The sequence below is a fragment of the Myceligenerans cantabricum genome, assembly GCF_054777735.1.
Genome location: NZ_BAAHAJ010000014.1, coordinates 100567 through 126970, shown reverse-complemented (window position 1 = coordinate 126970; position 26404 = coordinate 100567). Strand labels below are relative to the sequence as shown.

The 26404-nt window shown below is 72.3% G+C and carries 18 protein-coding genes; 10 read left to right on the top strand and 8 right to left on the bottom strand.

The window, feature by feature from the left end; all coding sequences use genetic code 11:
* Positions 1-87 precede the first annotated feature (87 nt).
* The 3 genes from ACYU96_RS19375 (at position 88) to ACYU96_RS19365 (ending at position 4565) form a co-directional block, all read left to right on the top strand.
* Entirely contained in the window at positions 88-2319 is a 2232-nt protein-coding gene (locus ACYU96_RS19375) for a M15 family metallopeptidase (RefSeq protein ID WP_460757361.1), read from the top strand.
* A 445-nt stretch (positions 2320-2764) separates the two neighbouring features.
* Positions 2765-3064 (top strand): STAS domain-containing protein, encoded by a 300-nt coding sequence (locus tag ACYU96_RS19370; RefSeq protein ID WP_460757359.1) that lies wholly within the window; start codon positions 2765-2767, stop codon positions 3062-3064.
* 181 nt (positions 3065-3245) lie between these two features.
* Positions 3246-4565 carry a D-arabinono-1,4-lactone oxidase gene (locus tag ACYU96_RS19365; RefSeq protein WP_460757356.1) on the top strand — a complete coding sequence of 440 codons (1320 nt, stop codon included), beginning with the start codon at positions 3246-3248 and terminating at the stop codon, positions 4563-4565.
* A 12-nt stretch (positions 4566-4577) separates the two neighbouring features.
* Here the strand turns inward: ACYU96_RS19365 and ACYU96_RS19360 are convergent, their stop codons facing one another.
* From ACYU96_RS19360 to ACYU96_RS19345, 4 genes are read right to left on the bottom strand one after another with little or no spacing between them, the layout of a single operon-like run.
* Complete coding sequence (locus ACYU96_RS19360; RefSeq protein ID WP_460757354.1) at positions 4578-4721, bottom strand: MetS family NSS transporter small subunit; 144 nt, start codon at positions 4719-4721, stop codon at positions 4578-4580.
* Positions 4718-6280, bottom strand: coding sequence for a sodium-dependent transporter (locus ACYU96_RS19355; RefSeq protein WP_460757351.1), 1563 nt, complete (start codon positions 6278-6280; stop codon positions 4718-4720). Before ACYU96_RS19355 ends, ACYU96_RS19360 begins: the two co-directional genes overlap by 4 nt.
* Positions 6281-6337: 57 nt before the next feature.
* The gene (locus ACYU96_RS19350) at positions 6338-7462 is read right to left on the bottom strand and encodes a sensor histidine kinase (RefSeq protein WP_460757348.1); all 1125 of its coding nucleotides are present in this window, start codon (positions 7460-7462) and stop codon (positions 6338-6340) included.
* Positions 7450-8382 carry a response regulator transcription factor gene (locus tag ACYU96_RS19345; protein WP_460757345.1) on the bottom strand — a complete coding sequence of 311 codons (933 nt, stop codon included), beginning with the start codon at positions 8380-8382 and terminating at the stop codon, positions 7450-7452. Before ACYU96_RS19345 ends, ACYU96_RS19350 begins: the two co-directional genes overlap by 13 nt.
* Positions 8383-8894: 512 nt before the next feature.
* Here ACYU96_RS19345 and ACYU96_RS19340 point away from each other — a divergent pair.
* Positions 8895-9503 (top strand): SigE family RNA polymerase sigma factor, encoded by a 609-nt coding sequence (locus tag ACYU96_RS19340; RefSeq protein ID WP_460757343.1) that lies wholly within the window; start codon positions 8895-8897, stop codon positions 9501-9503.
* A complete protein-coding gene (locus ACYU96_RS19335) occupies positions 9500-10951 on the top strand; it encodes a hypothetical protein (protein WP_460757340.1) in 1452 nt (483 codons plus the stop codon). The genes ACYU96_RS19340 and ACYU96_RS19335 overlap by 4 nt, the downstream gene beginning before the upstream one ends.
* A 154-nt stretch (positions 10952-11105) precedes the next feature.
* Here ACYU96_RS19335 and ACYU96_RS19330 read toward each other — a convergent pair whose 3' ends face one another.
* Together ACYU96_RS19330 and ACYU96_RS19325 are read right to left on the bottom strand one after the other, a co-directional pair.
* Complete coding sequence (locus ACYU96_RS19330) at positions 11106-12656, bottom strand: excalibur calcium-binding domain-containing protein (RefSeq protein ID WP_460757338.1); 1551 nt, start codon at positions 12654-12656, stop codon at positions 11106-11108.
* 264 nt (positions 12657-12920) lie between these two features.
* Positions 12921-16766, bottom strand: coding sequence for a TM0106 family RecB-like putative nuclease (locus ACYU96_RS19325; RefSeq protein WP_460757335.1), 3846 nt, complete (start codon positions 16764-16766; stop codon positions 12921-12923).
* Positions 16767-16866: 100 nt separating this feature from the next.
* Here ACYU96_RS19325 and ACYU96_RS19320 point away from each other — a divergent pair, with 100 nt between their 5' ends.
* Positions 16867-17718 (top strand): hypothetical protein, encoded by an 852-nt coding sequence (locus ACYU96_RS19320; RefSeq protein ID WP_460757333.1) that lies wholly within the window; start codon positions 16867-16869, stop codon positions 17716-17718.
* Between the two features lie 74 nt (positions 17719-17792).
* On the opposite strand, the gene ACYU96_RS19315 is transcribed toward ACYU96_RS19320, so the two are convergent.
* Entirely contained in the window at positions 17793-17996 is a 204-nt protein-coding gene (locus ACYU96_RS19315) for a cold-shock protein (protein WP_460757330.1), read from the bottom strand.
* 664 nt (positions 17997-18660) lie between these two features.
* Between ACYU96_RS19315 and ACYU96_RS19310 the strand changes: the two genes are divergently transcribed.
* The 3 genes from ACYU96_RS19310 (at position 18661) to ACYU96_RS19300 (ending at position 23334) form a co-directional block, all read left to right on the top strand.
* Positions 18661-19923 carry an ABC transporter substrate-binding protein gene (locus ACYU96_RS19310; protein ID WP_460757327.1) on the top strand — a complete coding sequence of 421 codons (1263 nt, stop codon included), beginning with the start codon at positions 18661-18663 and terminating at the stop codon, positions 19921-19923.
* A 107-nt stretch (positions 19924-20030) separates the two neighbouring features.
* Complete coding sequence (locus tag ACYU96_RS19305) at positions 20031-21143, top strand: threonine aldolase family protein (protein ID WP_460757325.1); 1113 nt, start codon at positions 20031-20033, stop codon at positions 21141-21143.
* Between the two features lie 10 nt (positions 21144-21153).
* Positions 21154-23334, top strand: coding sequence for a S9 family peptidase (locus ACYU96_RS19300; protein WP_460757323.1), 2181 nt, complete (start codon positions 21154-21156; stop codon positions 23332-23334).
* A 102-nt stretch (positions 23335-23436) separates the two neighbouring features.
* Here the strand turns inward: ACYU96_RS19300 and ACYU96_RS19295 are convergent, their stop codons facing one another.
* Positions 23437-24675 carry a glycoside hydrolase family 3 N-terminal domain-containing protein gene (locus ACYU96_RS19295; RefSeq protein ID WP_460757320.1) on the bottom strand — a complete coding sequence of 413 codons (1239 nt, stop codon included), beginning with the start codon at positions 24673-24675 and terminating at the stop codon, positions 23437-23439.
* Between the two features lie 281 nt (positions 24676-24956).
* Here ACYU96_RS19295 and ACYU96_RS19290 point away from each other — a divergent pair, with 281 nt between their 5' ends.
* Positions 24957-26402: a branched-chain amino acid ABC transporter permease gene (locus ACYU96_RS19290; protein WP_460757318.1), complete on the top strand. Its 1446-nt coding sequence runs from the start codon at positions 24957-24959 to the stop codon at positions 26400-26402.
* The last annotated feature ends 2 nt before the right edge of the window (positions 26403-26404 follow it).

Genomic DNA, 26404 nt, shown 5'->3' with positions numbered 1-26404 from the left:
CCCGCTCGGTGTCCGGCGCATGCAAGGATGCGTACCCGCAGGACAAAAAGGTTGTAGTGGCTAAGGATCGACGGAGGGTGTGTGTCCATGAGCAGCCCGAGCGATTCTCATCGCGAAGGTGGCAGCGACGGCGCCGACGAGGCGCCCGAGCCCATGGCGCCCCGGGCCGCCGTACCCACCAGACCCCGGCCGGGCCTGTGGTCCCGCATCTCCGGCGTGGCCTTCCTGCGCGCGCACCGGCGCGAGCTGCTGCGAGGCGCGATGGCCGGCGTGGTCGCCGGCGGGATCCTGTTCAGCCTCGGCGGGAGCCTGCCGGGCGCGGGATCGTCCGAGGCGGCGCAGGGAGCGGACGGCTCGGCCGACGCACCCGTCGCGGTCGTCTCCGGCGAGAACGTCACCATCGACCAGGCGCTCGCGGTGCTGGACCGCGCGCACCGGCTCGCGGCGGAGCAGGGCGCGTCGCTGGACCCGCAGATCGCGCAGGCCGCGGCCGAGCTCGGCATGCTGTACGCGACCTACCAGGCGCAGCAGGACGCGCTCCGTTTCGCGACCGGCGTGCTCGACCCGCGCACCGGGGCCATGGTCGGCGTGCCCCAGGACGTCGAGGTGGCGGTGCCCGGCACCGACCGGCCGGACGTGGACGACGAGCCGCAGGACCGCATCGACATGCCCGCCACGCCGGCCTCGAACGTCCGTGAGGTGAGCGGACGGCCCACGGACGACCTCGGGCAGGACGAGCGCGTCGCGGCGGACCGCCCGGAGCGCGACGCGCAGACCGGCACAGAGACGGGCGCGCAGAGCGGCGACGCGGCCACGGCGGGTGACGCGGAGCGCGGCACGGGAGCCCGTGGCGCGCAAGCGCACGGCACCGAGCGCGACACGGAACCGCACGGCACGGCTGTGGGCGACGACGGGACCGGCACGGATCTCCCCGCCGCCGAGACCCCCACGGACATGCGCGACCACGACTCGCTGGTGACGCGGCACGACGTCGTGCTGGCCGCCCAGCGGCTGGCCCTGCTCATGGACCCGACGATGGCGGACACGCTCGTCGTCGCCCCGGTGCCCGCCGGCGGCGCCGGTGACCCGTTGCGGCAGGACCTCGAGTCGGTCGTGGAGGCGTTCCGGCTGTCCACGGCCGGGTTCGCGAACGGCCGCATCCCGACGAACGTCCTCTGCCCGCTCGAGTTCGCGCCCGGACACCTGCTGCGCTGCGACGCCGCCGAGCGGCTGACCGCGCTGAGCGAGAAGTACGAGCAGCGGTTCGGCACCCCCATCCCGATCACCGACTCGTACCGGGCGTACGAGCAGCAGGTCAGCCTGCGGGCACTCAAGCCCGACCTGGCAGCCATCCCCGGTACGTCCAAGCACGGGTGGGGGATCGCCGTCGACCTCGGCAACCCGATCAGCACGGGCCGGAGCGCCGAGTACGCCTGGCTCCGCGTGCAGGGACCCGACTACGGCTGGGACAACCCCGTCTGGGCCCGCCTGGACGGCTCGAAGCCCGAGCCGTGGCACTTCGAGTTCTTCGCCGCGGGAGCCATCCCGAACCGCATGACGGACGTGTCCGACGTCGTCATCGGCGAGGACCCGAAGCCCGGCGCCGGTCCGGCCACGACCCCGGCCAGGAACAAGTCCTCTGCCTCGAAGGACAAGGACAAGGACACGGCCGACCGTGCGGGCGGGTCGGGCAAGGGCGACGACTCGTCGCCGAAGCCTTCGAAGCCATCGAAGCCCGGGGGCGGCTCCGACAAGGACGAGCCGAGCCCGTCACCCTCGCCCACCAAGCCGAGCCCGTCACCCTCGCCCACCAAGCCGAGCCCGTCGCCCTCGCCCACCAAGCCGTCGCCGTCACCCAGCGACCCGTCGCCGTCGCCGAGCGACCCGTCGCCGTCACCCAGCGCACCGAGCCCGTCCCCGTCCCCGGGCGACGAGGACTCGTGCACGGACGACTCCGGAACGGACGGACCGGGTACGGACGACGACGCCACCGACGACTCCGCCACCGACGACTCCGCCACCGACGACTCCGATACTGACGACTCGGGCACGGACGACTCCGGAACGGACGGTTCAGGCACCGGCGAGTCCGGCACGGACGACTCCGGCACCGATGATGCCGACGACCCCGACACTGACGAGCCCTGCGCCGACGACGAGGGCGAGCCGGACGCGTCGACGTCGTCCGGTTCCTCGGAGAAGCTCCCGAGCGGTACGGATGCCCTGGCCGGCCTGATCGGCGTGGTGCTGACGCGACAGATCGTCCGCCGCAGACGTCCGGGCCACGCCGGCCTCGACGGCGAAGATCCCCTCGCCTGACTGCCGGCGACCGGATCGCCCGGGTGCGGGCTCTCTCTGTCGATCTCCACCGTGGGCGTGACAAAGGCGCGGCGATGTGGTGGTCTCAGGGAGCGGCTTGCTCCGGCAAGACCTTGACCAACGCTCGGAGGAACCATGAAGAAGACGGTGACGGTGGGAACTGTCGGGCGTTGTGACTCGTTTGGCGCTGTGTCACCTGATCTTGACTTCGCGCAACGTGAACGTAACCGCTCAGGGCTGGACTCTTCGGTCGTCGAGGGGAAGACTCGAACCCTGTGGGATTCGTGCCCTGTGCATCACGACGAGGTGAATTTGCGGCAAGGGCACGTCAAATATCGGTCGAAGCACTGACAACGGAGTGTACGAAGACATGGACTCTCTCCCGAGCTCTTCCGACCCTGCAACAGAGCCCGGACGCCCCGGCTCCGGGATCGCCTGCCGACATGTGTACGAGGGTTCGATCCTCACCCTGTGGGGCGAGGTCGACGCCCAGCTGCGCGAGGCCGCCAGCCAGGCGATGGCGTCGCTCGCGTCCCGTCCCGACCCTGCGCCCGTCATCGTCGACGCGCGTGACGTCACCTTCATCGACTCCTCCGGGGTCGCGTTCATCGTCCAGGTCTTCGTCCTCGGCGAGGAGACGGGGTCGACCGTGACCCTGCGCGAGCCGTCGCCGGAGGTCGTGCGGGTCCTGGACATGGTCGGCATCTCGGAACGCCTCCCGACGGAGGCAAAGGCCACGGCCTGACCTCCCTCCCGCGTGACCTCCGCTGACGCGTGACCCCCGCTGAGTGCACCCGGTCGGACGAGCCGGACGCGACCCGACCGGCACCGCGCACGCAGCGGGGGTCGCGCGTGGGTCGGGGGCGGGCGGATCAGCCGGTGGACGCGGGGCAGGGGCTCGCCGTGGCGCGTGGCAGTCTGGTCCGGTGCACAACGATGTCAGCGTGAACTGGGCAGGCAATCTCACGTACTCGGCGGCCGCAGTCGCCCGGCCTGGTACGCCGGAGGAGCTCGCGGAGCTCGTCGCCGGCGCCGACCGTGTCAAGGCGCTCGGCTCACGGCACTCCTTCTGCGACATCGCCGACACCACCGGCACCCATGTCCTGCTCGACGCGTACGACGACGGCCGCCCGGCCGCCGTCGTCGACCCCGTGACCGGTGTCGCGTCGCTGCGGGCCGGGCTGCTGTACGGGCAGGCGGCGGTCGCGCTGCTGGACCACGGGCGGGCGCTGCGCACGATGGCGTCGCTGCCGCACATCTCCCTCGCCGGCGCGGTCGCCACCGCGACCCACGGTTCCGGTGACACGAACGGCTGCCTCGCGAGCGACGTCGTCGGGCTCGAGCTCGTCTCCGCCGACGGCGCGACCCGCACCCTGCGCCGCGGCGACGCCGACTTTCCGGGTGCGGTGGTGGGGCTCGGGGCGCTGGGCGTCGTGACCCGCGTCGAGATGGCCACGGACCCGGCCTTCGAGGTGCGTCAGGACGTCGTCGTCGGCCTGCCGTGGGAGGCCCTGCTCGCGAACCTCGACGCGATCACCGGGGCGGCCTACTCGGTGAGCGCCTTCACCCGCTGGGGTGAGGACACGGTCTCGCAGGTCTGGTCGAAGTCGCGGGTGGACGCCGCCTCGCGCCGGCGTGCCCAGGACGGAGCGGGCTCCGGACGGCAGACCGGCCGTCCTGCCCGGGAAGTCCTGCTCGGCCTGGGTGCGAAGGACGCCCCCGGGCCGATGCACATGCTGGCCGGCGAGGACCCCGCGGCGTGCACCGCCCAGGGTGGTGTGCCCGGCCCCGCGCACGAGCGGCTCCCGCACTTCCGCGCGGAGCACAAGCCGTCGACGGGCGCCGAGCTCCAGTCCGAGTACCTCGTGCCGCGCGAGCGCGCCGCCGAGGCGATCGAGGCGATGCGCGGGCTCGGTCCGAAGGTCGCGCCGCTGCTGCTCGTCGGTGAGATCCGCACCGTCGCCGGCGACGACCTGTGGCTCAGCCCGTTCGACGGCGACACCGTCGCCCTGCACTTCACCTGGCGGCGCGACACCGACGCCGTCCGCGCGGTCCTGCGCGAGGTCGAGGCCGTGTTGCTCCCGCTCGGCGCCCGCCCGCACTGGGGCAAGATCTTCGTCGCCTCTCCGGCGGACGTCGCGGCGATGTTCCCCCGCTTCGAGGACTTCGCCGACCTGGCGAACCGCCTGGACCCGACGGGGACGTTCCGCGGCGGCTACCTCACGGACGTCCTGCCCGTGGTGTAGCCGCCGCGGATCTCAGACGTCCGTGTCGTCGCCGGCCCCGCCCTCCGGCCACTCCGTGCGTTCCGGGCGGGCGACGAGCATCGCGATGCTCGCACCCAGCCCGCCCCACAGGATCACCAGCGAGACCACCAGCAGCGCGATCGCGCTCGGGTTCATCGGGAACCTCCCTTGTCGTAGCGGGGCCACACCTCGTAGGCGTCGGCCGCGGATCTCCAGGGCAACCGCGTGAGCACGACGGCGAACACCACGAACGCCGCGATGGCGCCCCAGCCCACGACGCCGAGGTACCACGGCGCGTAGCCCTCGTACCCGTCGGTCAGCAGCGACCAGATGCGCAGGACCAGCATCCACCCCAGCACCAGCGGTGCGAGCACCCCGACGCAGAACGTCCACCAGCGCCCGACCGGCAGCGTCGACACGGAGCTCAGGTGGTACCGCAGCTCCTCACCACGCCGCGCGACCCAGAGCACGAGCACGCACATGAAGATCGCCGACGACACGATGCCGATGTTGTTGGCCCAGTTGTCGAGCGTGTCGAGGGCGATCAGGCCCGTCGTCGTGGAGAACCCGAGGACGGAGACGACGGCGGCCACACCCCCGATCGTCAGCGCCGACCGGCGGCGTGAGATCGCCAGCTTCTCCTGGAACGCGGCCGATACCACCTGCAGGATCGACACGAGAGAGGTGAACCCGGCCATCACCAGCGACCCGAAGAACAGCGCGCCGAACAGTGCGCCCGCCGGCATCTCGGAGATCAGCGCGGGGAACGTCACGAACGACAGGATCGGCCCGGAGATCCCTTCGAGCTCTCCGAACGCCACGCCCTCCTGTCCGGCGAGGAACCCCAGGGCGGCGAACACGCCGATCCCCGCGAAGACCTCGAAGCCGGAGTTCGCGAACGCCACCACGAGGCCCGGGGACGTGAGGTTCGCGCGCCGCTTCCGGTAGGACGCGTACGTGATCATGATCCCGAACGCGATCGACAGCGAGAAGAAGACCTGCCCGTAGGCCGCGATCCAGACGTCGGGGTTGCTGAGCGCGCCCCAGTCCGGCGTGAACAGGGCGTTCAGGCCGTCGGTGGCGCCCGGCAGGGTGAGCGAGCGGATGACGAGGACGCCGAACGCGACGATCAGCAGCGGCATGAACACGAAGTTCACCCGCTGCACGCCCCGCGCGACGCCCGCGGCGAGCACCAGGATGGTCAGCACCCACACCAGTACGAGCGGGACCAGCACCGCGGGCACGAAGTCGAGCGTGAACCAGGGGTCAGCGCCGCCGACGTCGGCCAGCTGCAGGTAGTCCTCCAGGAAGAACGACGTCGTGTCGTCGCCCCAGCGCAGGTCGAACGAGTACCAGAAGAAGCTCAGCGCCCACGCGATCACGGCCGTGTAGTACACGGCGATCGCGAAGCAGATCGCCACCTGGTACCAGCCGAGCGTCTCGAACCAGCGCCTGATCCTGCGCAGTGCCTGCGGGGGCGCCCCGCGAAACCTGTGCCCGATCGCGTAGTCCAGGTACAAGATCGGGATACCCGCCGTGAGCATGGCGATCAGGTAGGGCAGGAGGAACGCCCCACCACCGTTCTCGTAGGCCACGCCGGGGAACCGCCAGATGTTCCCGAGCCCGACGGCGGACCCGATCGCCGACAGGATGAACCCGACCTGACCGGTCCACTCCTCCCGGGGCTTCGTTTCGGGTGAAGTCTGTGCACTCATGCCCCCGATCATCCATCGGCCGGAAGGCTCACGCCAGGAGTGTTCGCTCCAGAAGGGTCAGGCCTCGCGCGTCGTCCCCGGCGTCGACGGGAGCCGCAGCTCGGCGACGCACCCCGCGCCGGCGTTCCGGATCGTCGCGGCCCCGCCGTGGGCCTCGGCGACTCCTCGGACGATCGCCAGTCCGAGCCCGGCGCCGGCGTCGGTCCGTACACCGGTGGTCGCGGCTCCGGCGGCAGGACGTTCCGCCGCCCGCTCCGGGGTCCGTGCCCGCGTCCCGCGCCACCCGGCGTCGAACACGCGCGGGAGGACGGCCGCCGCGATCCCCCCGCACTCGTCCTGCACGGCCACGACGGAGTCCTCGGCCCGACGGGCCGTTGCCGGCGCACTCTGGCCGTCGCGCGCCGCCTCGGCGAGGGTGCGCGCCGTGACGGTCACCCTGCCGCCGTGCGGGGTGTGGCGGACGGCGTTGACCAGGAGGTTGCTCACGGCCCGGGCGACCTCGCGGGCGTCGACGGTGGCCACCGCGCCTCCGCCGTCGGCCTCGACGATCTCCACGCCCTGCGCGTCGGCGAGCGGGCGGATGGCGGCGACGGCGTCGGACACGAGGTCGCGCAGGTCGACGGGCTGCGTGCGCAGCACGAGAGCAGGCGACTGGAGCCGCGACAGGGCGAGTAGATCGTCCACCATGCCCGACATCCGGCGGTTCTCCGCCTGGATCCGTCGCACCGTCTCGACCCGGTCGCCGACGCCGTCCTCGAGCGCCTCGGACAGCACGCGGACCGCGGCCAGCGGCGTGCGCAGGTCGTGCGAGACCCAGGCGACCATCTCGCGGCGCCCGGCCTCGATCTCCCGGTCCCGCTCCAGGGCGGCGCCGGAGGCGGCGGCCTCCGCGGCCATCCGCCAGACCCGCACCGCGAGCACCAGCCCGACCCCCAGCGCGACCGGGATCGCGGCCGTGAGCAGGAGCAGCACGGTCGCGGAGTCCTTGTCGGACAGGAACATCGCGCGCACGCTCGCGTACACGCCCGCCGCGACGGACACCACGACCACGAGGGGCGCCAGCACCGCGGCGACCCCGGCCCGTCGCCGGGCGAGCGCGAAGACGCCGAACGCACCCGCCGCACCGACCGTCGCCGCGACCCCGGCCGACAGCGCCACGCCCTCCAGCATCACGTCGTCCATGACTGGCCTCCGGCGCGCGTGCCCGGATCGGCGGGGCCGTCCCAGCGATACCCCACCCCGAACACCGTGACCAGGCGGACCGGGGCGGACGGGTCAGCCTCGACCTTCTCGCGCAGGCGCCGCACGTGCACGGTCACCGTGGACTGGTCGCCGAACTCCCAGCCCCAGACCTGGCGCATGAGGCCGGGGCGGTCGTGCACCTGGCCGGGGTGGCGGAGGAACCAGTGCAACAGGTCGAACTCGCGCGCCGTGAGCGACAGCTCCCGGCCGCCGCGGGTGACGCGGTGCGCGGCGGCGTCGAGCACGAGGTCCCCGTCCCGCAGCACGCCGGCCGGGACCGCCATCCGCGCACCCGAGCCTGCCGTCCGCGCGCCCGGGCTGCCGCGCCGGCGGCCCGCCTCCGCTCGGGCGGCGTCGCTCTCCGCCCGGGCGCTGTCCCCGTGCGCGAGGGCCGTCGGCGCGGCACCACCTGCCGAAGGCGCGTCGGCCAGGCCGCCGGCGGGGCTGCGGTCCGCCGTGCCCGACGCGCCGTCCGGGTGTTCCTGTCGCGGCAGAGGTGCTGCCCGGCGCAGGAGGGCCTGGACCCGGAGCGTGAGCTCGCGGGCGCTGAACGGCTTGGTGACGTAGTCGTCCGCGCCGGTCTCCAGGCCGAGGACGCGGTCCTCCTCCTCGCCGCGGGCGGTGAGCATGAGGACGGGCAGGTCCGGCCGCTCGTGCCGGAGCCGGCGGCAGACCTCGAGCCCGTCGAGCCCGGGCAGCATGAGGTCGAGCACGACGGCATCGGGCGGGTCCGCCGCGGCGGCGGACAGGGCGGCGTGCCCGTCGGCGGCATGGTCGGCGATGATCCCGGCACGCTCGAGGTAGGCGACGACCACCTCGGCGACGGTGCGATCGTCGTCGACGACCAGGACGCGTGGCATCCCGTCAGCATAGGGAGCGGGTGGCGGCGACGGCGGCGTGCGCCGGGTGCCGTCACGAGACGGTAAGACGGGTGTCCCCGCGGCCGGTCGGGCCGGCCGGTCCGACGTCGTGACAAAATTCGTGAAACTGTCTGGAACCTTCGTGGAGCCCGGTGCGTGTTCAGTTCGTGACAGTCCTTGTCCCGCCCCTGGCGCATGCCGTGGGCGTTCCCAGGCGCGACGCGTGCGAGTGCACGCGTGCTGTCATCGTTCCCGCACATCGATGCGATGTGCGCGTCGCCGTGGACCTCGCCGAGGGATGGGCGTCGCACGGTGTGCCGTGGGCCGGCGCACCGATGGGAGTTGCCGCCGCGCAGGGGGCGGCGGCATCCCGGGAAGGCACCGAAGGCTCCGACGACGCTGCGGTGGCCCATCACGCAGCCGACCAGGCACAGGATGGTGAGCACGTCAATTCAGTTCGTGAAACCACCAGTTCCGGCGATTTGCCCGGAGATGCCGTAGCCTCGGGCCGCGTGGGTTCCCAGATTCGCCACGCGACAACGCGTGGCAGTGCGCGACGACCCGTTCCGGCCCGCGCGGAGAACACGCAGGCGAACGACAAGAACACCGAGTTCACCGAGTTCATGCGCTCCGCGCGCGACCCGCTGCACCGCATGGCGTTCCTGCTCTGCGGCGACCGGCATCGCGCCGAGGAGCTGACGCAGCAGACGTTCGAACGCTGCTACCGGCACTGGCACAAGGCCCGGCAGGGCGAACCGCTCGCGTACGCCCGGCGGATCCTCGCGAACCTGCGCATCGACACCTGGCGCCGCACGCGGCGCGAGGTGCTGGCGGGGCCCGAGGACCTCCTGAACGAGCCCGCAGCGAGCGGCGACGGCTTCCGGGGAGACACGACGCGGTCCAGCACCCGCACCGTGGAGGACCGCGACGCCGTCGTCCGTGCCCTCCTCCAGCTGCCGCTCAAGCAGCGCCGGGTCGTGGTGATGCGCCACCTGCTCGACCTGTCGGAGACCGAGGTCGCCGGCGAGCTGGACATGCCGCTCGGCACGGTGAAGTCGACGGCGTCGCGCGGGCTCGCCCAGCTGCGCACCATCCTCGAGGCCCGGGGAGGTTTCCGATGAGCGACAACATGTCGGACCAGGAGTTCCTCACCCGCCTCCGGGGCACCGCGCTCGACGCCGCCGGCAGCTCGTCGCTCGACGTCGACGCCGTGCTGCGGTCCAGCCGCCGCAAGCACACGGCGCGCCGTGCCGGTTATGCCGCCGCGGCCGGCCTGGTGCTGAGCACCGCGAGCTTCGGCGCGGCCGGCGCGATTCCCGGGGTGCCCGGCCTGTGGAGCGACGAGCCCGTGGAGGTGTCGCCGTCGTCGTCGGTCGAGTCCCCGGACCAGCCGCTCGACGTCGCGCCCGCCGACACGCCCGGTCCGACCGGGCCCGGGGCAGGCGCCACCGCGATCCCCGAGGAGGTCGCCGAGGTCGTCGAGGTCGGCCCCGGCGTACGACAGGTCACGAAGCCGGTCACGGTGATGTCCGACAAGGACACCGCCGTCGTCGACCTCGGGCTCGGCGCGTGGGGCGACGGGCTGCGCTTCTTCGCCGAGGTCGACCTCGGGACCCAGGACGGCGACACCGTGTGGACCGGCCTCCGTCTCTTCTCGGGCACCGACCTGGACCTGCGCACGAGGGCCGACGGCGGCAAGGCGGGCAGGCTGCTCTGGGACGGCGTCACCAACGACGCGATGGTGCGGCAGCCTGACGGCGCCTCCTCGCTGGTCTTCGGCCTCACGTCCGGCGGCAACGGCGGTGCTCAGCACCTCGTCCTGGACAAGCCGCTGGTCAAGGGTGACCCGGCGACCTCCTCCGTGTCGATCGCCCCGTTCGACGTGCTCGGCAACGGTGCCGTGTGGCTGCGGGTCGTCGAGGTGCGGAAGGTGGCGCCGCGCGGGTTCGTCTACTCCGGCGGCGGCGAGTCATGGGGTGCCTCGTGGTGTCGCACGACGTCGCCCGAGTGCACGGTCACCTACGACCCGGCACACGGCACCGTCGGGAAGCCCACGGCCGTCGAGCTTCCTGACCTGGTCAAGGGCCTCGGCCAGACCATGGCCGATGCCCCGTCGAAGCCCGCCGTCACCGCGATGGAGACGTGCGTCGCCACGCGGAGCGACGCCGAGTGGACCGCCTCGTCCGGCATGACGGAGAAGAACCTCGGCACGGTGCCCGACGGCGTCCCCGCCGGTGCGTGGCACCTCTGCCTCATCGACCTGACCGAGGCGGCCGTCGCCCTGCAGCGGGGGCTCATCGAGCTTCCCGCGCAGGGCGACTCCGCGACCCCGGACCCCGGAGCCTCCGACGGCTCCGGCTCGTCGTCCGAACCGGGCGACCCGGAACCGGGTGGTTCACCGGGGCCGATCGAGACCCTGAGCGACGGTGTGGGCGGGCTCCTCGAGGAGATCCTCGATGGTGTCGCCACGACGGTCGACGGCGACGCCTCGTCGGGCGAGTCCGACGACGGGGGTTCGGACAGTGTCTTCGGAGGCGACTCCGGAGGAGTGAACCTGCCAGGCTCCTGAGGGAGCCGGCCAATGAACTTCCCGTCGGAGTCTGGGTTCCTCCGGCGGGAACAAGCGAACGGCCCGGGACAGGAATCTGGGGTCCTGTCCCGGGCCGTTCACCTTGGGGCCCAGCTCCTGGCGCAGGCGTCCCGCTCGCCGGTGCCGCAGGCTCCTACTCGCCGTCCTCGCAGGCCTGACCGTTGCCGTTCGGGTCGAGGTCCCAGCGGTAGCTCGGGTCGGACTCGTGGAGCGGAGCGCGGCCCGCCGCGCGGACGTCGTCGCAGGTGAAGAAGAACGTGAAACCGCCGTCGTTGCCGTTTCCCTCGCCGTTCCCGTTCCCGTTCCCGTCGTCCTCCCACTCGTCTTCCCAGTCGTCCTGCTGCTCCTGCTCCTCTTGCTCCTTCTGGTCGTTCCACTCCTGCTTGGCCGCGGTGAGCTCCGACTCGCGCTTGCCGAGCTTCTGCTCACGCTCGGCCACCTCGTCGCGCTGCGCCTTGAGCTGCGCGAGGTCCTCGTCCAGCTGCTCGCGCTGTTCGGTGACGTCCGCCTGGATCTGCTCGGCGTCGGTGATCGCCTGGTTCGCGTCGGCCTGCAGCCCGGCGGTGACGAACACGCCGATGATCACGCCCAGCGCGGCGCCGGCGACGCCCACGCCGATCAGGAGCGGAGTACCGGGAGACTGCCGTCCGCCGCCTCCCCCGGTGGGGCCGCCGGGGCGGACGGGGGGCGGGGGAGAACCGGGACCGTGCATGCCCGGGCCGGACGGCATCGGAGCGCTGTGACCGCCCGAGCCGCCTGCACCGACCGGGGCCGTCGCCGGCTCGTTCGGTCCGCCCCTGCTGCCCAGCTTCTTGATCGAACCGAGCAGGCTCTGCCCCAGCGCGGCGACGGAGGCCTTCGCCTCCTGCCCGCCGGAGGGCGGTGCTCCGTGGCCACCCGGGCCGTTCATGCCACCCGGGCCTCCGACCATTCCCGGCCCGTCAGGCATGCCCTGCCCGGGCATCCCGGGTCCGCCCGGTGGCATCGCTCCGCCCGGCAGGGGCGATCCGGGCGCCCCGTAGCCCGGGGCCTGGCCGGGCGGAACCGGCCCGCCCGGCATCGGCCCGCCCGGCATCGCTCCACCCGGAGAGGGCCTGCCGCCCGGCGGCACGGCCTCGATCGCCATCGTGCTCATGTCTTCGCGAACGCCGGGACCGCCAGGAGCTCCGTGGCCGCCCGGCGTACCGGGCCCACCGGGGACGTCGAATCCGGGACCGGTGACGACCGTCGCCTCGTCGGGCCGCGAGTGGATCATCGTCTCGTCGGGGCCCGGACGCATCATCGTCTCGCCGGCCGCGGGGCGGATCATCGTCTCGTCGAGTCCGGGGACTCCAGGGCCGCGGGCGTCGGGACCCTGGCCGGGCAGCTCGGCGGGGGAGACCCTTCGCATGGTCTCGTCGAACGCGGGGTCGCCCGGTCCGTCGAACGTGCGGTCCCGGGGCCCGTCGAGAGTGTGGTCGTGCGGACCGGCGTCGAGCATGGGCGGCGGCGTGGTCGGTCCGGCGAGGGGAGGCTCGGTGGCGGGCGGCGCCTGCACGGCGGGCGATGCGGGGCCCGGCTCGCTGACCCAGTACTCCCAGCCGGGCGGGGCCGGCGGCCAGGAGGGGTCGGGTGCCCAGCTGGCGTCGGGTCGGAATCCCGGGGGCACTTCCCAGCCCGGGGGCGGGTTGAAGCGCACGGCCATGGTTTCTCCTTCAACGTCGATGCGGGGCCACTATGAAGCATGGGGCGCCGAGAGCGCCAGAGGGCCCGAATCCGGACCGGACATTTCGCCCAGCCGCAGGTGGTCATACGCTACCCTGCCCCGTCCATCAGCCACGACGATCGATCGTGTCCGCCCGTGGGTGGCCCCGGCTGCCTCGCGCGTCGGCGGGCAGGGCGCCGGAGGGCCGGCGGCCGGGCTACCAGCGCGCCCGGCGGCATCATGTGGACGACCGACAGGACGGCATCAGGTGGCCGGACCGTCGTCGGACGTGAGGCGGAGAAAGGCGCCGAGGTCCAGGAGGTGGCGCACGCCGTCGGACTCGAGATCACCGGGGAGGTAGTCGGTCAGGCGGGGAGAGCGGACCACCACGGCTCGCCACTGCGCGCGGGACACCGCCACGTTCAGGCGGTTGCGCGACAGCAGGAAGCCCATGCCGCGCGAGACGTCCTGGGAGGACGACGCCGCGAGGGTCAGGATCGCCACCGGCGCCTCGCGCCCCTGGAAGAGATCGACAGTACCGACCGGTACGCGCTCCAGACCTGCCTCGCCAAGGGCGCGCCGCACCACGTGCACCTGCGCGTTGTACGCGGCCACGACCACGACGTCCTCCTGCTCCAGGGGCCGGTTGCCCTGATCGCCGGCTTCCGGACCGGACGTGCCGTCCCGGCCGTGCCCGGGCGCAGGGTCGGACCACGTGCGTCCCACCACCGCTCGTACCTGCCGCACGACCTCGGCGGCCTCCTCGGCGGAGGAGAGCCGGTTGCCGTCGTGCGGCACGGTGACGTGGTGCACGCCGGGCGGCACGTCGGCGAGCGAGCGTCCGGCGGCCGCGGGATGGGCGTCGAGGCGCCCGGAGTAGGCGAGGTCCGACACCTTGCGGCAGATCTCCGGGTGCATCCGCCATGAGGTGCCCAGGAAGTAGCCGAGGTCTTCGGGCAGCACGGGCTCGGCCCCGGTGAGCCAGGCCAGCGCGGCGGAGTCGACCGGCTCCGGGTGCCGACCCTGCGTCACCTGCGGCAGCTGCTGCGGGTCACCGAGCAGCAGGAGCCGCTCGGCTGACCGCGCGACGGCGATCGTGTCGGCCAGGGAGAACTGCCCGGCCTCGTCGATCACGAGCAGGTCGAGCCCGTGGGCGGGCCACCGCCCGTGCGCGAAGTCCCACGCGGTCCCGCCGACGACGCATCCGCCGGGGCTCCGGGTGGCGAAGTCCGCGAGCGCGTCGGCGCTCAGCTCCTGCCAGGGTGGTGCGGGCGAGCCGCCCCGGGCGCCGCCGCCTGGCAGGCCGCGCCTGGACGAGGCGCCGGACTCCTGCCTCTTCTTGGCCACGACGTCGACCGGCACTCCCGCCTTGTCCACGGCGGCACGCAGCATGTTCCCGACTGCGGCATGGGACTGGGACACCACGCCGACCCGCCACCCGTCGGCCACGAGCCGGGCCACGACGTGCGAGCCGACATGTGTCTTCCCGGTTCCGGGCGGCCCTTGCACGGCGAGGTAGGACCGGTCGAGATCCCGCAGCACGCGCTCGATGGTGTCCACCATGGCGGACCCGGACCCGGACCCGGACCCGAGAAGGGGCAGGTCACGCCCTCCCACGAGCCGCGGCGGCCGCCGTTCCAGCAGGTCGATGGCTGCCCCTGCCGGCAGCTCCCGGCTCTTGCGCCAGGTTCGGAGGGCGTCGGCCGCGATGTCCTCGACCGCCTGCTCCTGCGGCCCGTGCCCGAACCCGGGCCCGGGCGTCAGCGCGACGGGCAGCCGCTCGTGCCCGTCCACGTCCCTTCGCAGCCGCTCCCGCAGCACGACGACGTCGTCCGCAGCCCCGCTCCGCGTCTCGACGATCTTGCCCCCGCCGTGCGCGCCTCGCACGGCGCGCTCGGGCAGGTCCCGTACGACCGGCGGTACCGGCTGCTCGTACAGCACGTGCACGGCCGTACCCGCCACCAGCGCCGAGTCCTCGACGCGGGAGTGGTCGAGCATCTGTCCCACGAGCTCGACCTCGCGCGAAGGGGCCTGCTTCCCGCTCTCGATCTCCCACTCTCGGACGACCCGTCCGTGTTCCACCCAGAAGGTCGCTCCCTGCCCGGCCCACTCGTCGACCGGCAGCTCCAGGCGCCCGAAGTGCTCCTGCCAGAACGGCTTGTCCTCCCGCACGTAGTACTCGACGGCGGCCCCCAGCAGGGCCAGCGCCTGCTCGCTGTCGCTCCGGCGCTCGGCGCTCTCGCCCACGACCTCCCGGATCTCCTGTGCCAGCCGGGCCCGTCGTGCGCGCGCCTCCCGCCGTGCGGCCTGGCGGGGAGTCTCGCCCGCGCCCTCCGCCGCGACAGCGGCCTCTCCCACCGCGGCGGCGCTCTCGCCGTCGGCGTCGGTGGCCGCCGCCTGCGCACGGGGCGCCGGACGGAGCACCTCGCCGGCCGCCCACCGCAACCACTCGTACAGGCGCAACGTCGAGCGGCAGTCGTACTCGTTGTACTCCAGGATCCGGCCCCGCAGGACCTCGGCGGCGTCGGCCCGCCCCTCCACGACCGCCTGCGCGTACTCCGCGTACTCGATCACCGAGGCAGCGGCGTTCTTCACGCCTTCCCGCGCCGGGTCGTCCTGCATGTACAGCGGCTCGAGCCGCTTGATCGACAGCGACCGGTCGCTGGTCCGCACCGCCGCCCGCACCACGGCGTAGAGATCGACCAGCACCCCGTCCCGCAGCAGGTGGTCGACCTCGTCCTCGTAGGTGCTGTGCCGCGCGGCGATGGACAGCAGGTGCGTCTTCTCGTAGGGCGCGTAGTGGTACACGTGCATCCCCGGATGCTCGGCCCGCCGGGCGTTCACGTGGTCGACGAAGCGCACGAGCGCGTCGCGCTCCGCGGTCAGGTCGTCCGCCCACAGGCCGGTGAACGGCGGCCTCTCGTCCGGCGACGCCGGACGCTCCACCCAGCCGAACAGGTAGTCGAGCCCCATCGTGGTGCGCTCGCCCGAGCCGCGCGCCTCCTCCCAGAGCGGGTCGCCCTCGAAGTCGAAGAAGACGTCCCCCGGTGAGGGCTCGGGCAGCCGGGCGATCGGCCCCGGGTCGACGATCTTCCAGCGCAGCCGTGCGCCGTCGGTGCCGTCACCGTCCGTACCGCCCTCCAGGGCGACCGAGCCGTGCCCGTCGTCCAGGCCGAGCTGGAGCCGGGCCTGCTCCTGGAGCCCGGCGAACCGTCCGGCCGACATGCCGTGGGGCGGTTCGGGGGCGGTCGCGAGGGCGTCGATCGTGGTTATCCCGCCCTCCACGAGCCTGGTCCGTTGCCGCTCGTAGACGCCCTTGACCAGCAGCACGTCGTGACGGGCTGCCGCGGCCTCCGCGCAGTCCTGGCACACGCCGAGGCGCCCGCAGGCCAGCCAGCGGCTGTCGCCCCAGGCCACCGGGGCGTCGTCGGACACGTGCTCGTGCAGGACCCGCAGCAGCCGTTCCCTGCGCTGCCGGAACACGGGCAGCACGTCGCCCAGGTCGTGGTGCGTCTCGGTGCGGTCGCCGAGGATGAGGTGGATCCGCTCGGTCGGGTCGATCCGGGCCGCGATCAGCTGGTCGGCGTACGCGGCGAGCTGGAGCAGCGCACGGACCTTCGCGCGGCGCGCGAGCTTGGTGTCGTACACGGCGTACCGCGGGCGGGCCGCCTCGCCCCGGGGGGCGTCGAGCCCGGTGTCGCGGACCAGGAAGTCGGCCCGGCCGTGGAAGCGGCCGTCGAAGAAGGATGCCTGGAAGACGACGTCGGCTCCGTGCTCCATCGCGGCGAGCGTGCGCTCGTGCGCGGCGGTGAGCTCGTCGTACGACATGCGGCGTGCGACCGGGACGCTGACCACGCCGCCGACACCCCCGCCCGCCATCGTGGACACCCCATATCGCGACTGGTAGGACGTGAGGACCCGGCTCTCGTGCTCGTCACCGAGGGCGGCCGTGCGGGCGAGCATCTCGTCCTCGTCGCGCGGACGCCGGGGGATCCGGCCGAGCAGCTCGTCGAGCCGCCGGAGCAGCCGAAACTCGCACTCGCCCGCCAGGACCAGATCGCTGGCGGAGTGCACGATCGTCTCGGGACGCCCCGGCTCCAGAAGGAACATGCCACTGGTCTACCAGTGCTGACTGACAATGCCCTCCCGAGCCGGAACCGGTCGGGCAGGGCGTGCGTTGAACCGGTGACCGCGCGACGAAAGGGAAGACATGGGCTTCTTCGACCGACTTCTCGGCCGTGAGCCGAAAGACCCCTACCAGCAGTACGGGCCGTACGGCTCGCAGAGTGGTCAGGCTCCGACCGCAGCGCCGCAGTACGGCGCGCAGCCGACGCCCCACCAGGAGGGTGCGTCGTACTCGCCCCAGGTGCAGCCGGCGCAGCAGGCCGGGAACCGCACCCCGGACGAGGTCGCGATCGACCGCTACAAGTACATGCTGCGCACGGCTCCGCCGGACGCCGTCGAGCAGGCTCATGCGGAGGCGTTCGAGAAGCTCACTCCCGAGCAGCGCCGCAAGGTGCTGGAGGAGCTGAACTCGCAGGTTCCCGAGCACGAGCGGACGGCGTCGGACGACCCGCGGGACCTGGCACGCACCGCGACCCGCGCCGAGATGCGCGACCCCGGCACGCTGCAGCGCAGCTTCGGCGGCCCGTCGTTCGGGGCGATGCTCGGTTCGAGCCTGCTGGGCACCGTCGCCGGCGTGGTGATCGGCTCCGCCGTGGCGAACGCGTTGTTCGGCCCGACCTTCGGCGACCCGTCCCAGGAGCACGCGGCCGACGCCGAGGCGGACGGAGCCGAGGAGGCCGGCGCGGAAGAAGCCGGCGCGGAAGAGGACTCGGGAGCATCCGAGGAAGGTGCCGGTGGTGAGGAGTCCGGTGCGGACGCCGGGGCCGACGCCGGTGACGCGGGTGCCGTCGAGGCGTCCGCCGCGGACGCCGGTGGTGACGGCGGTGACGGCGGCGGGTTCTTCGGTGGCTTGTTCGGCGGTGGCGGGGACGACGGCGGTGGCTTCTTTGGAGGCGACGGCGGCGGCTTCGACCTCGGCGGTGGCGGCGACTTCTGACGCCGCAGACGAAAGGGCCCGGCCCCCGATCGGGGGCCGGGCCCTTCGTGTGTCGGGTCGAGACCCGAGTCAGATCACGCGGGGCGGATGTTCTCGGCCTGCAGACCCTTCGGGCCCTGCTTGACGTCGAACTCCACCTTCTGGTTCTCCTCCAGAGTGCGGTATCCGTTGGTCTGGATGGCGCTGTAGTGGGCGAAGACGTCGCTGCCACCCTCGTCGGGGGCGATGAAGCCGAAGCCCTTCTCAGCGTTGAACCACTTGACGGTTCCGAATGCCATGCTTGCTCCTTGCAAGAGGTGACGACCCCGGCCTTCGGGATCGCGGTCAATCACGGTGTCGTCGTCATCTCTTGGAAGAACGATCGCACTGCAACACATCCAAGCCTACACAGGGATCCCGTGCATGGCAGGCGATGTGACGGACGAATCTTGAACCGCCGACGACCAACGTGGTGCCGCGTAGTAGAAAGGTCGTGATGGGCGCTTCGCAGATCATCCTCAACAACGGCGACGCCATCCCGTAGGCCGGACTGTGTGTGTTCCAGCTCCCGGAAGACGTACGAGGCTGTCGTCGCGGCGTTCGACGCCGGCCGCACCGAGCTCGGTCTCGACGTCGTCGACCCGGTCGTGGACCAGGTGGAGCATCACCCACGCTCCGCCGACCCGCCACGGTCGCCGCGGCCGAGCAGCACGGGATCGTCGTGGAGGGCTGCTCGCCGATCGGCCAGGGTCGCAGCGAGCACCTGGGGCCGGCGCGGTCCTGGCCGGAGCCAGGCTCCTCGCTCCAAGGTGTTTGCGCGGTCACGACCAGGTCACATCACCGTAACGATCCGATCCGTGGAGGCGCTCGTCACATTCGTGTGACACAGCATGGCTACGTTCGACGGCACGACGAGGCAAGGTGCCACGTCACGCAGATCTACTCCCGTTGAAGGGAATGAGCATGATTCGACGTTCCACGGCCGCCCGAGGCCTTGCGCTCACCGCGGTCCTCGGCCTCAGCCTGACGGCCTGTTCGACCACGACCGGCGGCGGTTCCGACGAGCCGCTGAAGGTCGGCACCATCCTGCCCGTGACCGGCACCCTCGCGTTCCTCGGGCCGCCCGAGGTCGCGGGCGTCGGCTTGGCGATCCAGGACATCAATGCGGCGGGCGGTGTGCTCGGGAGCGATGTCGAGCTCGTCCCGGGCGACTCGGGTGACACCACCGACTTCTCCGTCGCGGACTCGACGGCCACCGACCTCATCAACCAGGACGTCTCCGTCGTGGTCGGTGCGGCCTCGTCGGCCGTGTCGCTGCGCGTGGTCGACAAGTTCGCGGAGCAGGAGATCATGGAGATCTCCCCGGCCAACACGGCCGACAGCCTCTCGGGGTACAGCGAGTTCTTCGCGCGTACGGCTCCGCCGGACACGGTGCAGGGCGCGGCGCTCGGCAGCCTGATCCAGGACGACGGCCACCAGAAGGTCGGCTTCCTGGTCCAGAACGAGGACTACGGCCTCGGTCTGCGCGACAACGTCCAGAAGTCGCTCGAAGAGGGCGGCAAGGAGATCGTCTACGGCGCCACCGGCGACGGCCAGGAGTTCCAGCCCGGCGAGACGAACTTCGCCGCGCAGGTGACCGACCTGCTCGCCCAGGAGCCCGACGCGATCAGCATCATCGCGTTCGAGGAGACGAAGGCGATCGTCGCCGAGCTGCTGGCCCAGGGCTGGGAGTTCGACGGCACCACCTACTTCTGCGACGGCAACACCGCGTCGTACGAGGGTGACTTCGACAAGGGCACGCTCGCCGGTGTCGTCGGCACGATCCCCGGCGCTCAGGCCGAGGACGAGTTCCGCGACCAGCTCTCGGACTACTACGAGGAGGAAGAGGGCGAGCCGCTCGACGACTACTCGTACGGCCCCGAGTCCTACGACGCCACCATCCTGGCCGCGCTCGCCGCGGTCCGCGGTGGGGCCACCGACGGCGCGACCATCTCGGAGAACATCAAGGCAGTCTCCGGTGCCGAGGAGGGGAGCACCGAGGTGACCTCCTTCGAGGAGGGCGTCGAGGCGCTCGACAACGGCGACGAGATCAACTACGTCGGCGTCTCCGGCATCGGCCCGCTGAACGAGGACAACGACCCGTCGTCCGCGTTCATCGGTGTCTACGAGTACCAGCCGGACAACACGATCGAGTGGGTCAACGCGGTCGAGGGTTCGATCAGCTGATCTTCCCGGCCTGAGGCTGTACGACGGCCCGGGTGACCTTCCGCACGGAAGGCCACCCGGGCCGCCGCTCGTCCGCCGGGCCGGGGACAGGGGCCGATAATCGGAACGTGCTGCACTTCGCCTCTGACAACTACGCCCCCGTCCATCCCGAGGTCATGGCCGCGATCATGGCGGCCAACGACGGGCCGGACGTGCCCTACGGCGACGACGCCACCTCGGAGCGGCTCCAGGCCCGCACCCGTGAGGTCTTCGGGGCGGCCGCCGTCGCGTTCCCCGTGCTCATCGGCACCGGCGCCAACGTGATCAGCCTGATGGCCGCCGCGCCGCGCTGGGGCGGGGTGGTGCTGAGCGACGTCGCGCACGCCAACACCGACGAGAACGGCGCGCCCGAACGCGTCGGCGGTCTCAAGCTCCTCGCGTGCCCGTCGGTCCACGGCCGCATCACCGCCGACGCGCTGCGGGCCTGGGCCGGTGATCTCGGCAACCCGCACCGCGCGCAGCCCGCCGTGCTGTCCCTCACGCAGTCCACCGAGCTCGGTACCGTCTACCCGGCCGAGGAGCTGAGGTCGCTCGCCGCCGCGGCGCACGACCTGGGGATGCTCGTGCACGTCGACGGGTCCCGGCTGGCCAACGCGGCGGCGGCCCTGGGAACGGGCCTGCGGGAGCTCACCACGGACGTCGGCGTGGACCTCCTGTCGCTGGGCGCGGCGAAGAACGGGGGCATGATCGGCGAGGCAGTGGTCGTGCTCGACGGCGAGTCCGGTGCCGGTCTCGCCGAGGCGATCCCCTACCTGCGCAAGCAGACGATGCAGCTCGCCTCCAAGGCGCGGTTCGTCTCGGCGCAGCTCCTGGCGCTGCTGGGGGAGCCGGGAAGCCCGGGGGCGTCGGGCGGCCAACCTCTCTGGCTGCGCAACGCGCGGCACTCCAACACCATGGCGACGCGGCTGCGCGCGGAGATCGAGCGGGCGCTGCCGGCCGGCGTCGTCCGGGTCACGCACCCCACGGAGGCGAACGTCGTCTTCGCGACCCTGCCGCGGAGCGCGGCGGCCGCCGCCCGCGAGCGGGTCCGCTTCTACGACTGGGCCGACGGCGAGACGCCGGACCGCGTCGAGGTCCGCTGGATGTGCTCCTGGGACACGACCGAGGCGGACGTGGAAGCGTTCGCCGCGGCGCTCGCCAGGTCGCGGGATTCTTCAACGACCGCGCGGCCCGGCGACTAGGCTGCTCTGCGTGGATCAGACCGTCACGCCGCCTGTCGCGGACCGCCGCCCGAGCACCCGTACGTTTCACGGTGACGTGTTCACCGACGAGTACGAGTGGTTGCGCGCGAAGGACGACCCGGAGGTCGTCGCCCACCTCGAGGCGGAGAACACGTACACGACGTCACGGCTGGAACACCTCGCCCCCCTGCGGCAGACGATCTTCGACGAGATCAAGGCCCGCACCCAGGAGACGGACCTCTCGCTCCCGTCGCGTGACGGCGGCTGGTGGTACTACTCCCGCACCGAGGAGGGCAAGCAGTACCCGATCCACGCGCGCTACGAGGTCAGCGACCCGGAGGACTGGACGCCGCGCGTCCTGGAGCCGGGCGAGCCCGTGCCCGGCGAGCGGGTGCTGATCGACCAGAACATCGAGGCCGCCGACCACGACTTCTTCTCCCTCGGGACGTTCGACGTGTCCGAGGACGGGTGGCTCCTGCTCTACGCCGTCGACACGACGGGCGACGAGCGCTACACGCTGCGCATCCGCGACCTGCGCACGGGCGAGGACCTGGACGACGTGGTCCCCGGCACCGCGCCGGGCGCCTTCTTCGCGCCCGACGGCGAGCAGATCTTCTACCAGACCGTCGACGAGGCCTGGCGGCCGCACCGCCTGTGGCGGCACCGGATCGGCACGCCGCGGGCCGACGACGTGATGGTGTTCGAGGAGCCCGACGAGCGGTACTGGATGGGCGCGGGTGTCACCCGCTCCAAGAAGTACCTGATGATCGAGCTCGCCTCGAAGGTGACGAGCGAGTGCTGGATCCTCGAGGCCGCCGACGCGGCCGGGGCGTTCCGCTGCGTGCGGCCCCGGCAGGACGGGGTGGAGTACTCGGTGGAGCACGCGGTGCTGCCCGTTCCGGGGAGCGGTGGTGCCGACGACGGCGCCCCGGGCCGCGACGTCCTCCTGGTCCTGCACAACGACGGCGCCGAGAACTTCGAGCTCACGGTCACGGACGTCCCGGGCGCCGAGGGCGCGGCCGGCTGGGGCGACGTCGTCGTGCCGCACGACCAGGAGGTGCGGCTCGAAGGAGTCTCTGCCTCCCAGCGCTATCTGGTCCTGTACTACCGGCGCGGTGCGATCGGCCGCAGCGGCATCCTCCGGCTGGACGAGTTCGGGGCCGTCCCGTGGCAGTTCGAGGAGATGACGTTCGGCGAGGACCTGGAGTCGGTGGGGGCCGGTGTCGGTGCCTGGGAGCAGCCGAACCTGCTGGTCGGGTACACGTCGTTCGTCACGCCCTCCGCCGTCTTCACCTACGACGTCGCGACCGGCGACCGCACCCTCCTCAAGCAGACGCCGGTGCTCGGTGGCTTCGACTCCGCCGAGTACGCGCAGGGCCGGGAGTGGGCGGTCGCCGAGGACGGCACGCGCATCCCGATCTCGCTGGTCTGGCGCAAGGACCGCGTGCCGCTCGGCGACGACGGACTCCCGGCCGCTCCGGCGCCCGTGCTGCTCTACGGCTACGGCGCCTACGAGATGTCCCTCGACCCGTACTTCTCGATCCCGCGCCTGTCGCTGCTCGAACGCGGCGTCGTGTTCGCGATCGCGCACGTGCGCGGCGGCGGTGAGATGGGCCGGCACTGGTACGACGGCGGCAAGCTCGACCACAAGCGCAACACCTTCACGGACTTCGTGGCCTGCGCGCGGCGGCTCGCGTCCGCGGGCTGGACCACGCCCGAGCGCACGGTGGCCGACGGCGGCTCCGCCGGCGGTCTGCTGGTCGGCGCCGCCCTGAACCTCGCGCCCGACGCGTTCGGCGGTGTCCTGGCCGGGGTGCCTTTCGTCGACGCGCTCACCTCGATGCTGGACCCGTCGCTGCCGCTCACGGTCACCGAGTGGGACGAGTGGGGCGACCCGCTGCACGACGCCGACGTGTACGCCTACATGAAGTCGTACACCCCGTACGAGAACGTCCCCGACGACGCCTCGCACTACCCGCAGGTACTGGCCACGACGTCGTTCAACGACACGCGCGTGATGTACGTGGAGCCGGCGAAGTGGGTGGCGAGCCTCCGGGCGGCGGGCGCTCCCGCGCTGCTCAAGATCGAGATGCAGGCGGGCCACGGCGGTGTCTCGGGCCGTTATGCCGCGTGGGAGCAGATCGCCTTCGAGCACGCCTGGATCCTCCAGGTCCTCGGCCTGGCCGACTGATCCCCGCCGAGGCAGCCGCCTGCCGCTGCGGCCCTGCCTCGGCCCGGGCGCACCTCCCGCCCAGCCGGTACCCCCGCTCCGGGAGGTGCTGCCCCGGGAGCGTCAGTTCGTGAGGTGGGACTTGGCCGTGAGGACGTGCGCCGCGGCGTCGTCGACGCGGGACCGGAAGTCCGGGTCGGCCTTCGCGCGTTCGACCAGGGCCTGTGCCATGGGGGCCGCCGTCGTCGGGTCCGCGGACGCGAGCACCAGGTCGACGCCGGCCTCGACCGCCAGCACCGCGCGCTCCCCCGGGTCCCAGGCCTGGACCTGGGTCGCGGCGGCGAGGTCGTCGGTCATGACGACGCCGTCGAACCCGAGGTCGTCGCGCAGCAGGTCGACGGCGGCCGGGCTGAACACCGCGGGCCGGTCGGCGTCGATCTTCGCGTAGATCGCCGACGACATCATCACGAACTCGCTCCCTGCCTCGACGTTCTTCCGGAACGCCTCGACCGACTTCGCGTCCGGCCCGGTCACGGTGTCCGTCACGGCGGTGGCGGTGTCGGTGTTCCCGGTCACCATGCCGAGCCCGGGGAAGTGCTTCGGCGTGGTGGCGATCCCCGCGTCGCGCTGCCCCTGCCCGAACGCGACCGACCCGGCGATCACGGAGTCCAGCGTGTACCCGTAGTTCCGCCCGACCGCCCCGATCGGTGCGTTCGAGGCCGCGGAGTCCGCCAGCACGAGGTCCACCACGGGCGCCAGGTTGAGGTTCACGCCTGCCTCGGCCAGCTCCCCGCCCCAGACCGCGGCCTTCCTGCGCAGCTCGGCGGGGGGCATGGCCGACTGGTCCACGGCGTTCGGCATGTCGCTGAACCCGTTGCCACGCAGCACCTGCACGGCTCCGCCTTCCTGGTCCGTGGCGACGAGCATGAGCGGGTCGCGAGGGTTCGCGCCGACGCCGATCTCCCGGAAGTCCGCCACCAGGTTGCGCACCGGGCCCTGCCCCGCCTGGGTGCGGCCGTGCAGGAAGACGTTCGCCACGTGGTACCGGCGGATCGCCTCGGCCGACGCCTCGCGCCCGCCGCTCACCGGTACCCCGACCATGATGATCTGCCCGACCTTCTCCTCCAGCGTCATGCCCGCCAGCAGCGTCTTGCCCGACGGCGGAGGCGGCGCGGAAGGCTCCGACGCGGTCGGTCCGGACGACGGGCCCGCCGTCCCGCCGGACGTCGTGCTGGAGGGGGACGGCGCCGTCGTTCCCGGCCCGGGGGACGACGACGGGCGGGAGGTACCGGCCTGGCCGCCGCACCCCGCGGTGGCGAGGAGGACCAGGACCGTGAGGAGCCGTGCAAGCCTGGAGGTCATTTGCCCAGTATTGCGGTTCGCGGGGGATGGTGCGTGGGCCCTGGCGCCCGAATCGGGCAAGGTGAGCCGCTTGATGGAAGGGTGACCGAGAGGATGCTGAATCGTAACCGAGGGGTGTCACGCGGAGTCAAGGATGTGAAACACGCCGCCGCTACACTTCCCGAACTGTTGAGTAACTGCTCGTGATTCAGGGGCCGTTCAGTGCTCCTGAACCCCGCGTTCCTCGAACGGTTCGAGCAACCCTCGGACATCTGGCACCAAGACCACGGAGGACCCGGCACATGACAGCCGACCGACCGATGATCGCGACAGCACCACGGCGCCTCCTCGCCGTGGTGCTGGCTGCGATCGCGGCGCTGATCTCGGGAGCGGCGATGTTCGCCGTGCCTGCGGGAGCGGCGACCGACGACATCGCGACTGACTGTTCGCCCGACGCGAGCACCGTGTGTGTCTCGCCGATCGTGCAGGACGACGACTTCGAGCCCGTAGCCGACGTGGAGGTCTCCATCGTCGGCGAGGACTTCGAGGCAGTCGTCACCACGACCGGCGACGGCCCGGTCTCCATCGAGGTGCCGTCCCGCGGCACCTACACGCTGACGGTGAACCCCGACACGCTCCCCGACGGCATGCACGCCGACCCGGCCGAACGCGAGATCCGTGCCCAGACCGGCGGGACCGGACGCGGCGCGTTCACGATCGGCGCCGGCCCGGCTCCCGGGGCGGACGGCTCCGACGAGGAGAGCAGCACCCCCGCGGACGACGGTGACACCGAGGCCGCGCCCGGGGAGGTGACGGGCGACGCCGAAGGGCTCGCGGACGAAGAGGTCTCCGTCTCCGGCGCCCCGTCGTTCGGGCAGGTGTGGCAGCAGTTCGGCTCCGGCCTCCGGTTCGGCCTCCTGCTGGCCCTCGCCTCCGTGGGCCTCAGCCTGATCTTCGGCACCACCGGCATCTCCTCGTTCTCCCACGGCGAGCAGGTGGTCATCGGTGCCATCGGTGCCTGGCTCCTCATCAACCAGTTCGGCCTGCCCATCTGGCTCAGCGCAGTGCTGATCCTCGTGATCGGCGGCGCGACAGGCCTGCTGCAGGATGCGATCGTCTGGCGGCCGCTGCGCCGCCGCGGCACACCCGCCGCGCAGCTCATGCTGGTCACGATCGGTCTCTCGCTCGCCCTGCAGTACGTGATGCAGATGTTCAACCAGGGCCGCGCCATGCGGATCCTGACGAGCAACCCCGAGCCGCTGAACATCGCGGGCATCACGCTGAGCAGGGCGTCGTGGATCTCGATGGCCGTCGCGCTCGTCGTCATCGTCGTCATCGCGCTGCTGCTCACCAGGACGCGCATCGGCCGGGCGATCCGGGCGGTCGCGGACAACCGGGCGCTCGCCGCCACCACCGGCATCGACCCCGACGTCGTCGTGCGGATCGTCTGGGTCTCGGCGACGGCGCTCGCCGCGCTCGCCGGAATGCTCATCGGGATCTCGTTCGGTTCCTTCACCTGGAACCTCGGCGTGCAGCTGCTGCTGCTGATGTTCGCCGCGGTGACCCTCGGTGGTCTCGGCACCGCGTTCGGTGCGCTGGTCGGATCCATCCTGATCGGCCTGGTGGTCGAGCTGAGCAACCTGGTCCTGCCCAGCGACCTGCGCTACGCCACCGCGCTGCTGATCCTCATCCTCGTCCTCCTGGTCCGGCCGCAGGGCATCCTCGGCAGTCGCGAGCGGATCGGCTGAAG

What these genes read in the sequence shown, in the direction of transcription:
- ACYU96_RS19375 (WP_460757361.1), top strand. Translation starts at nt 88, where the DNA reads ATGAGCAGCCCGAGCGATTCTCATCGCGAAGGTGGCAGCGACGGCGCC.
- ACYU96_RS19360 (WP_460757354.1), bottom strand. Translation starts at nt 4,721, where the DNA reads ATGAACCCGAGCGCGATCGCGCTGCTGGTGGTCTCGCTGGTGATCCTG.
- ACYU96_RS19355 (WP_460757351.1), bottom strand. Translation starts at nt 6,280, where the DNA reads ATGAGTGCACAGACTTCACCCGAAACGAAGCCCCGGGAGGAGTGGACC.
- ACYU96_RS19350 (WP_460757348.1), bottom strand. Translation starts at nt 7,462, where the DNA reads ATGGACGACGTGATGCTGGAGGGCGTGGCGCTGTCGGCCGGGGTCGCG.
- ACYU96_RS19345 (WP_460757345.1), bottom strand. Translation starts at nt 8,382, where the DNA reads ATGCCACGCGTCCTGGTCGTCGACGACGATCGCACCGTCGCCGAGGTG.
- ACYU96_RS19335 (WP_460757340.1), top strand. Translation starts at nt 9,500, where the DNA reads ATGAGCGACAACATGTCGGACCAGGAGTTCCTCACCCGCCTCCGGGGC.
- ACYU96_RS19330 (WP_460757338.1), bottom strand. Translation starts at nt 12,656, where the DNA reads ATGGCCGTGCGCTTCAACCCGCCCCCGGGCTGGGAAGTGCCCCCGGGA.
- ACYU96_RS19325 (WP_460757335.1), bottom strand. Translation starts at nt 16,766, where the DNA reads ATGTTCCTTCTGGAGCCGGGGCGTCCCGAGACGATCGTGCACTCCGCC.
- ACYU96_RS19320 (WP_460757333.1), top strand. Translation starts at nt 16,867, where the DNA reads ATGGGCTTCTTCGACCGACTTCTCGGCCGTGAGCCGAAAGACCCCTAC.
- ACYU96_RS19315 (WP_460757330.1), bottom strand. Translation starts at nt 17,996, where the DNA reads ATGGCATTCGGAACCGTCAAGTGGTTCAACGCTGAGAAGGGCTTCGGC.
- ACYU96_RS19310 (WP_460757327.1), top strand. Translation starts at nt 18,661, where the DNA reads ATGATTCGACGTTCCACGGCCGCCCGAGGCCTTGCGCTCACCGCGGTC.
- ACYU96_RS19295 (WP_460757320.1), bottom strand. Translation starts at nt 24,675, where the DNA reads ATGACCTCCAGGCTTGCACGGCTCCTCACGGTCCTGGTCCTCCTCGCC.
- ACYU96_RS19290 (WP_460757318.1), top strand. Translation starts at nt 24,957, where the DNA reads ATGACAGCCGACCGACCGATGATCGCGACAGCACCACGGCGCCTCCTC.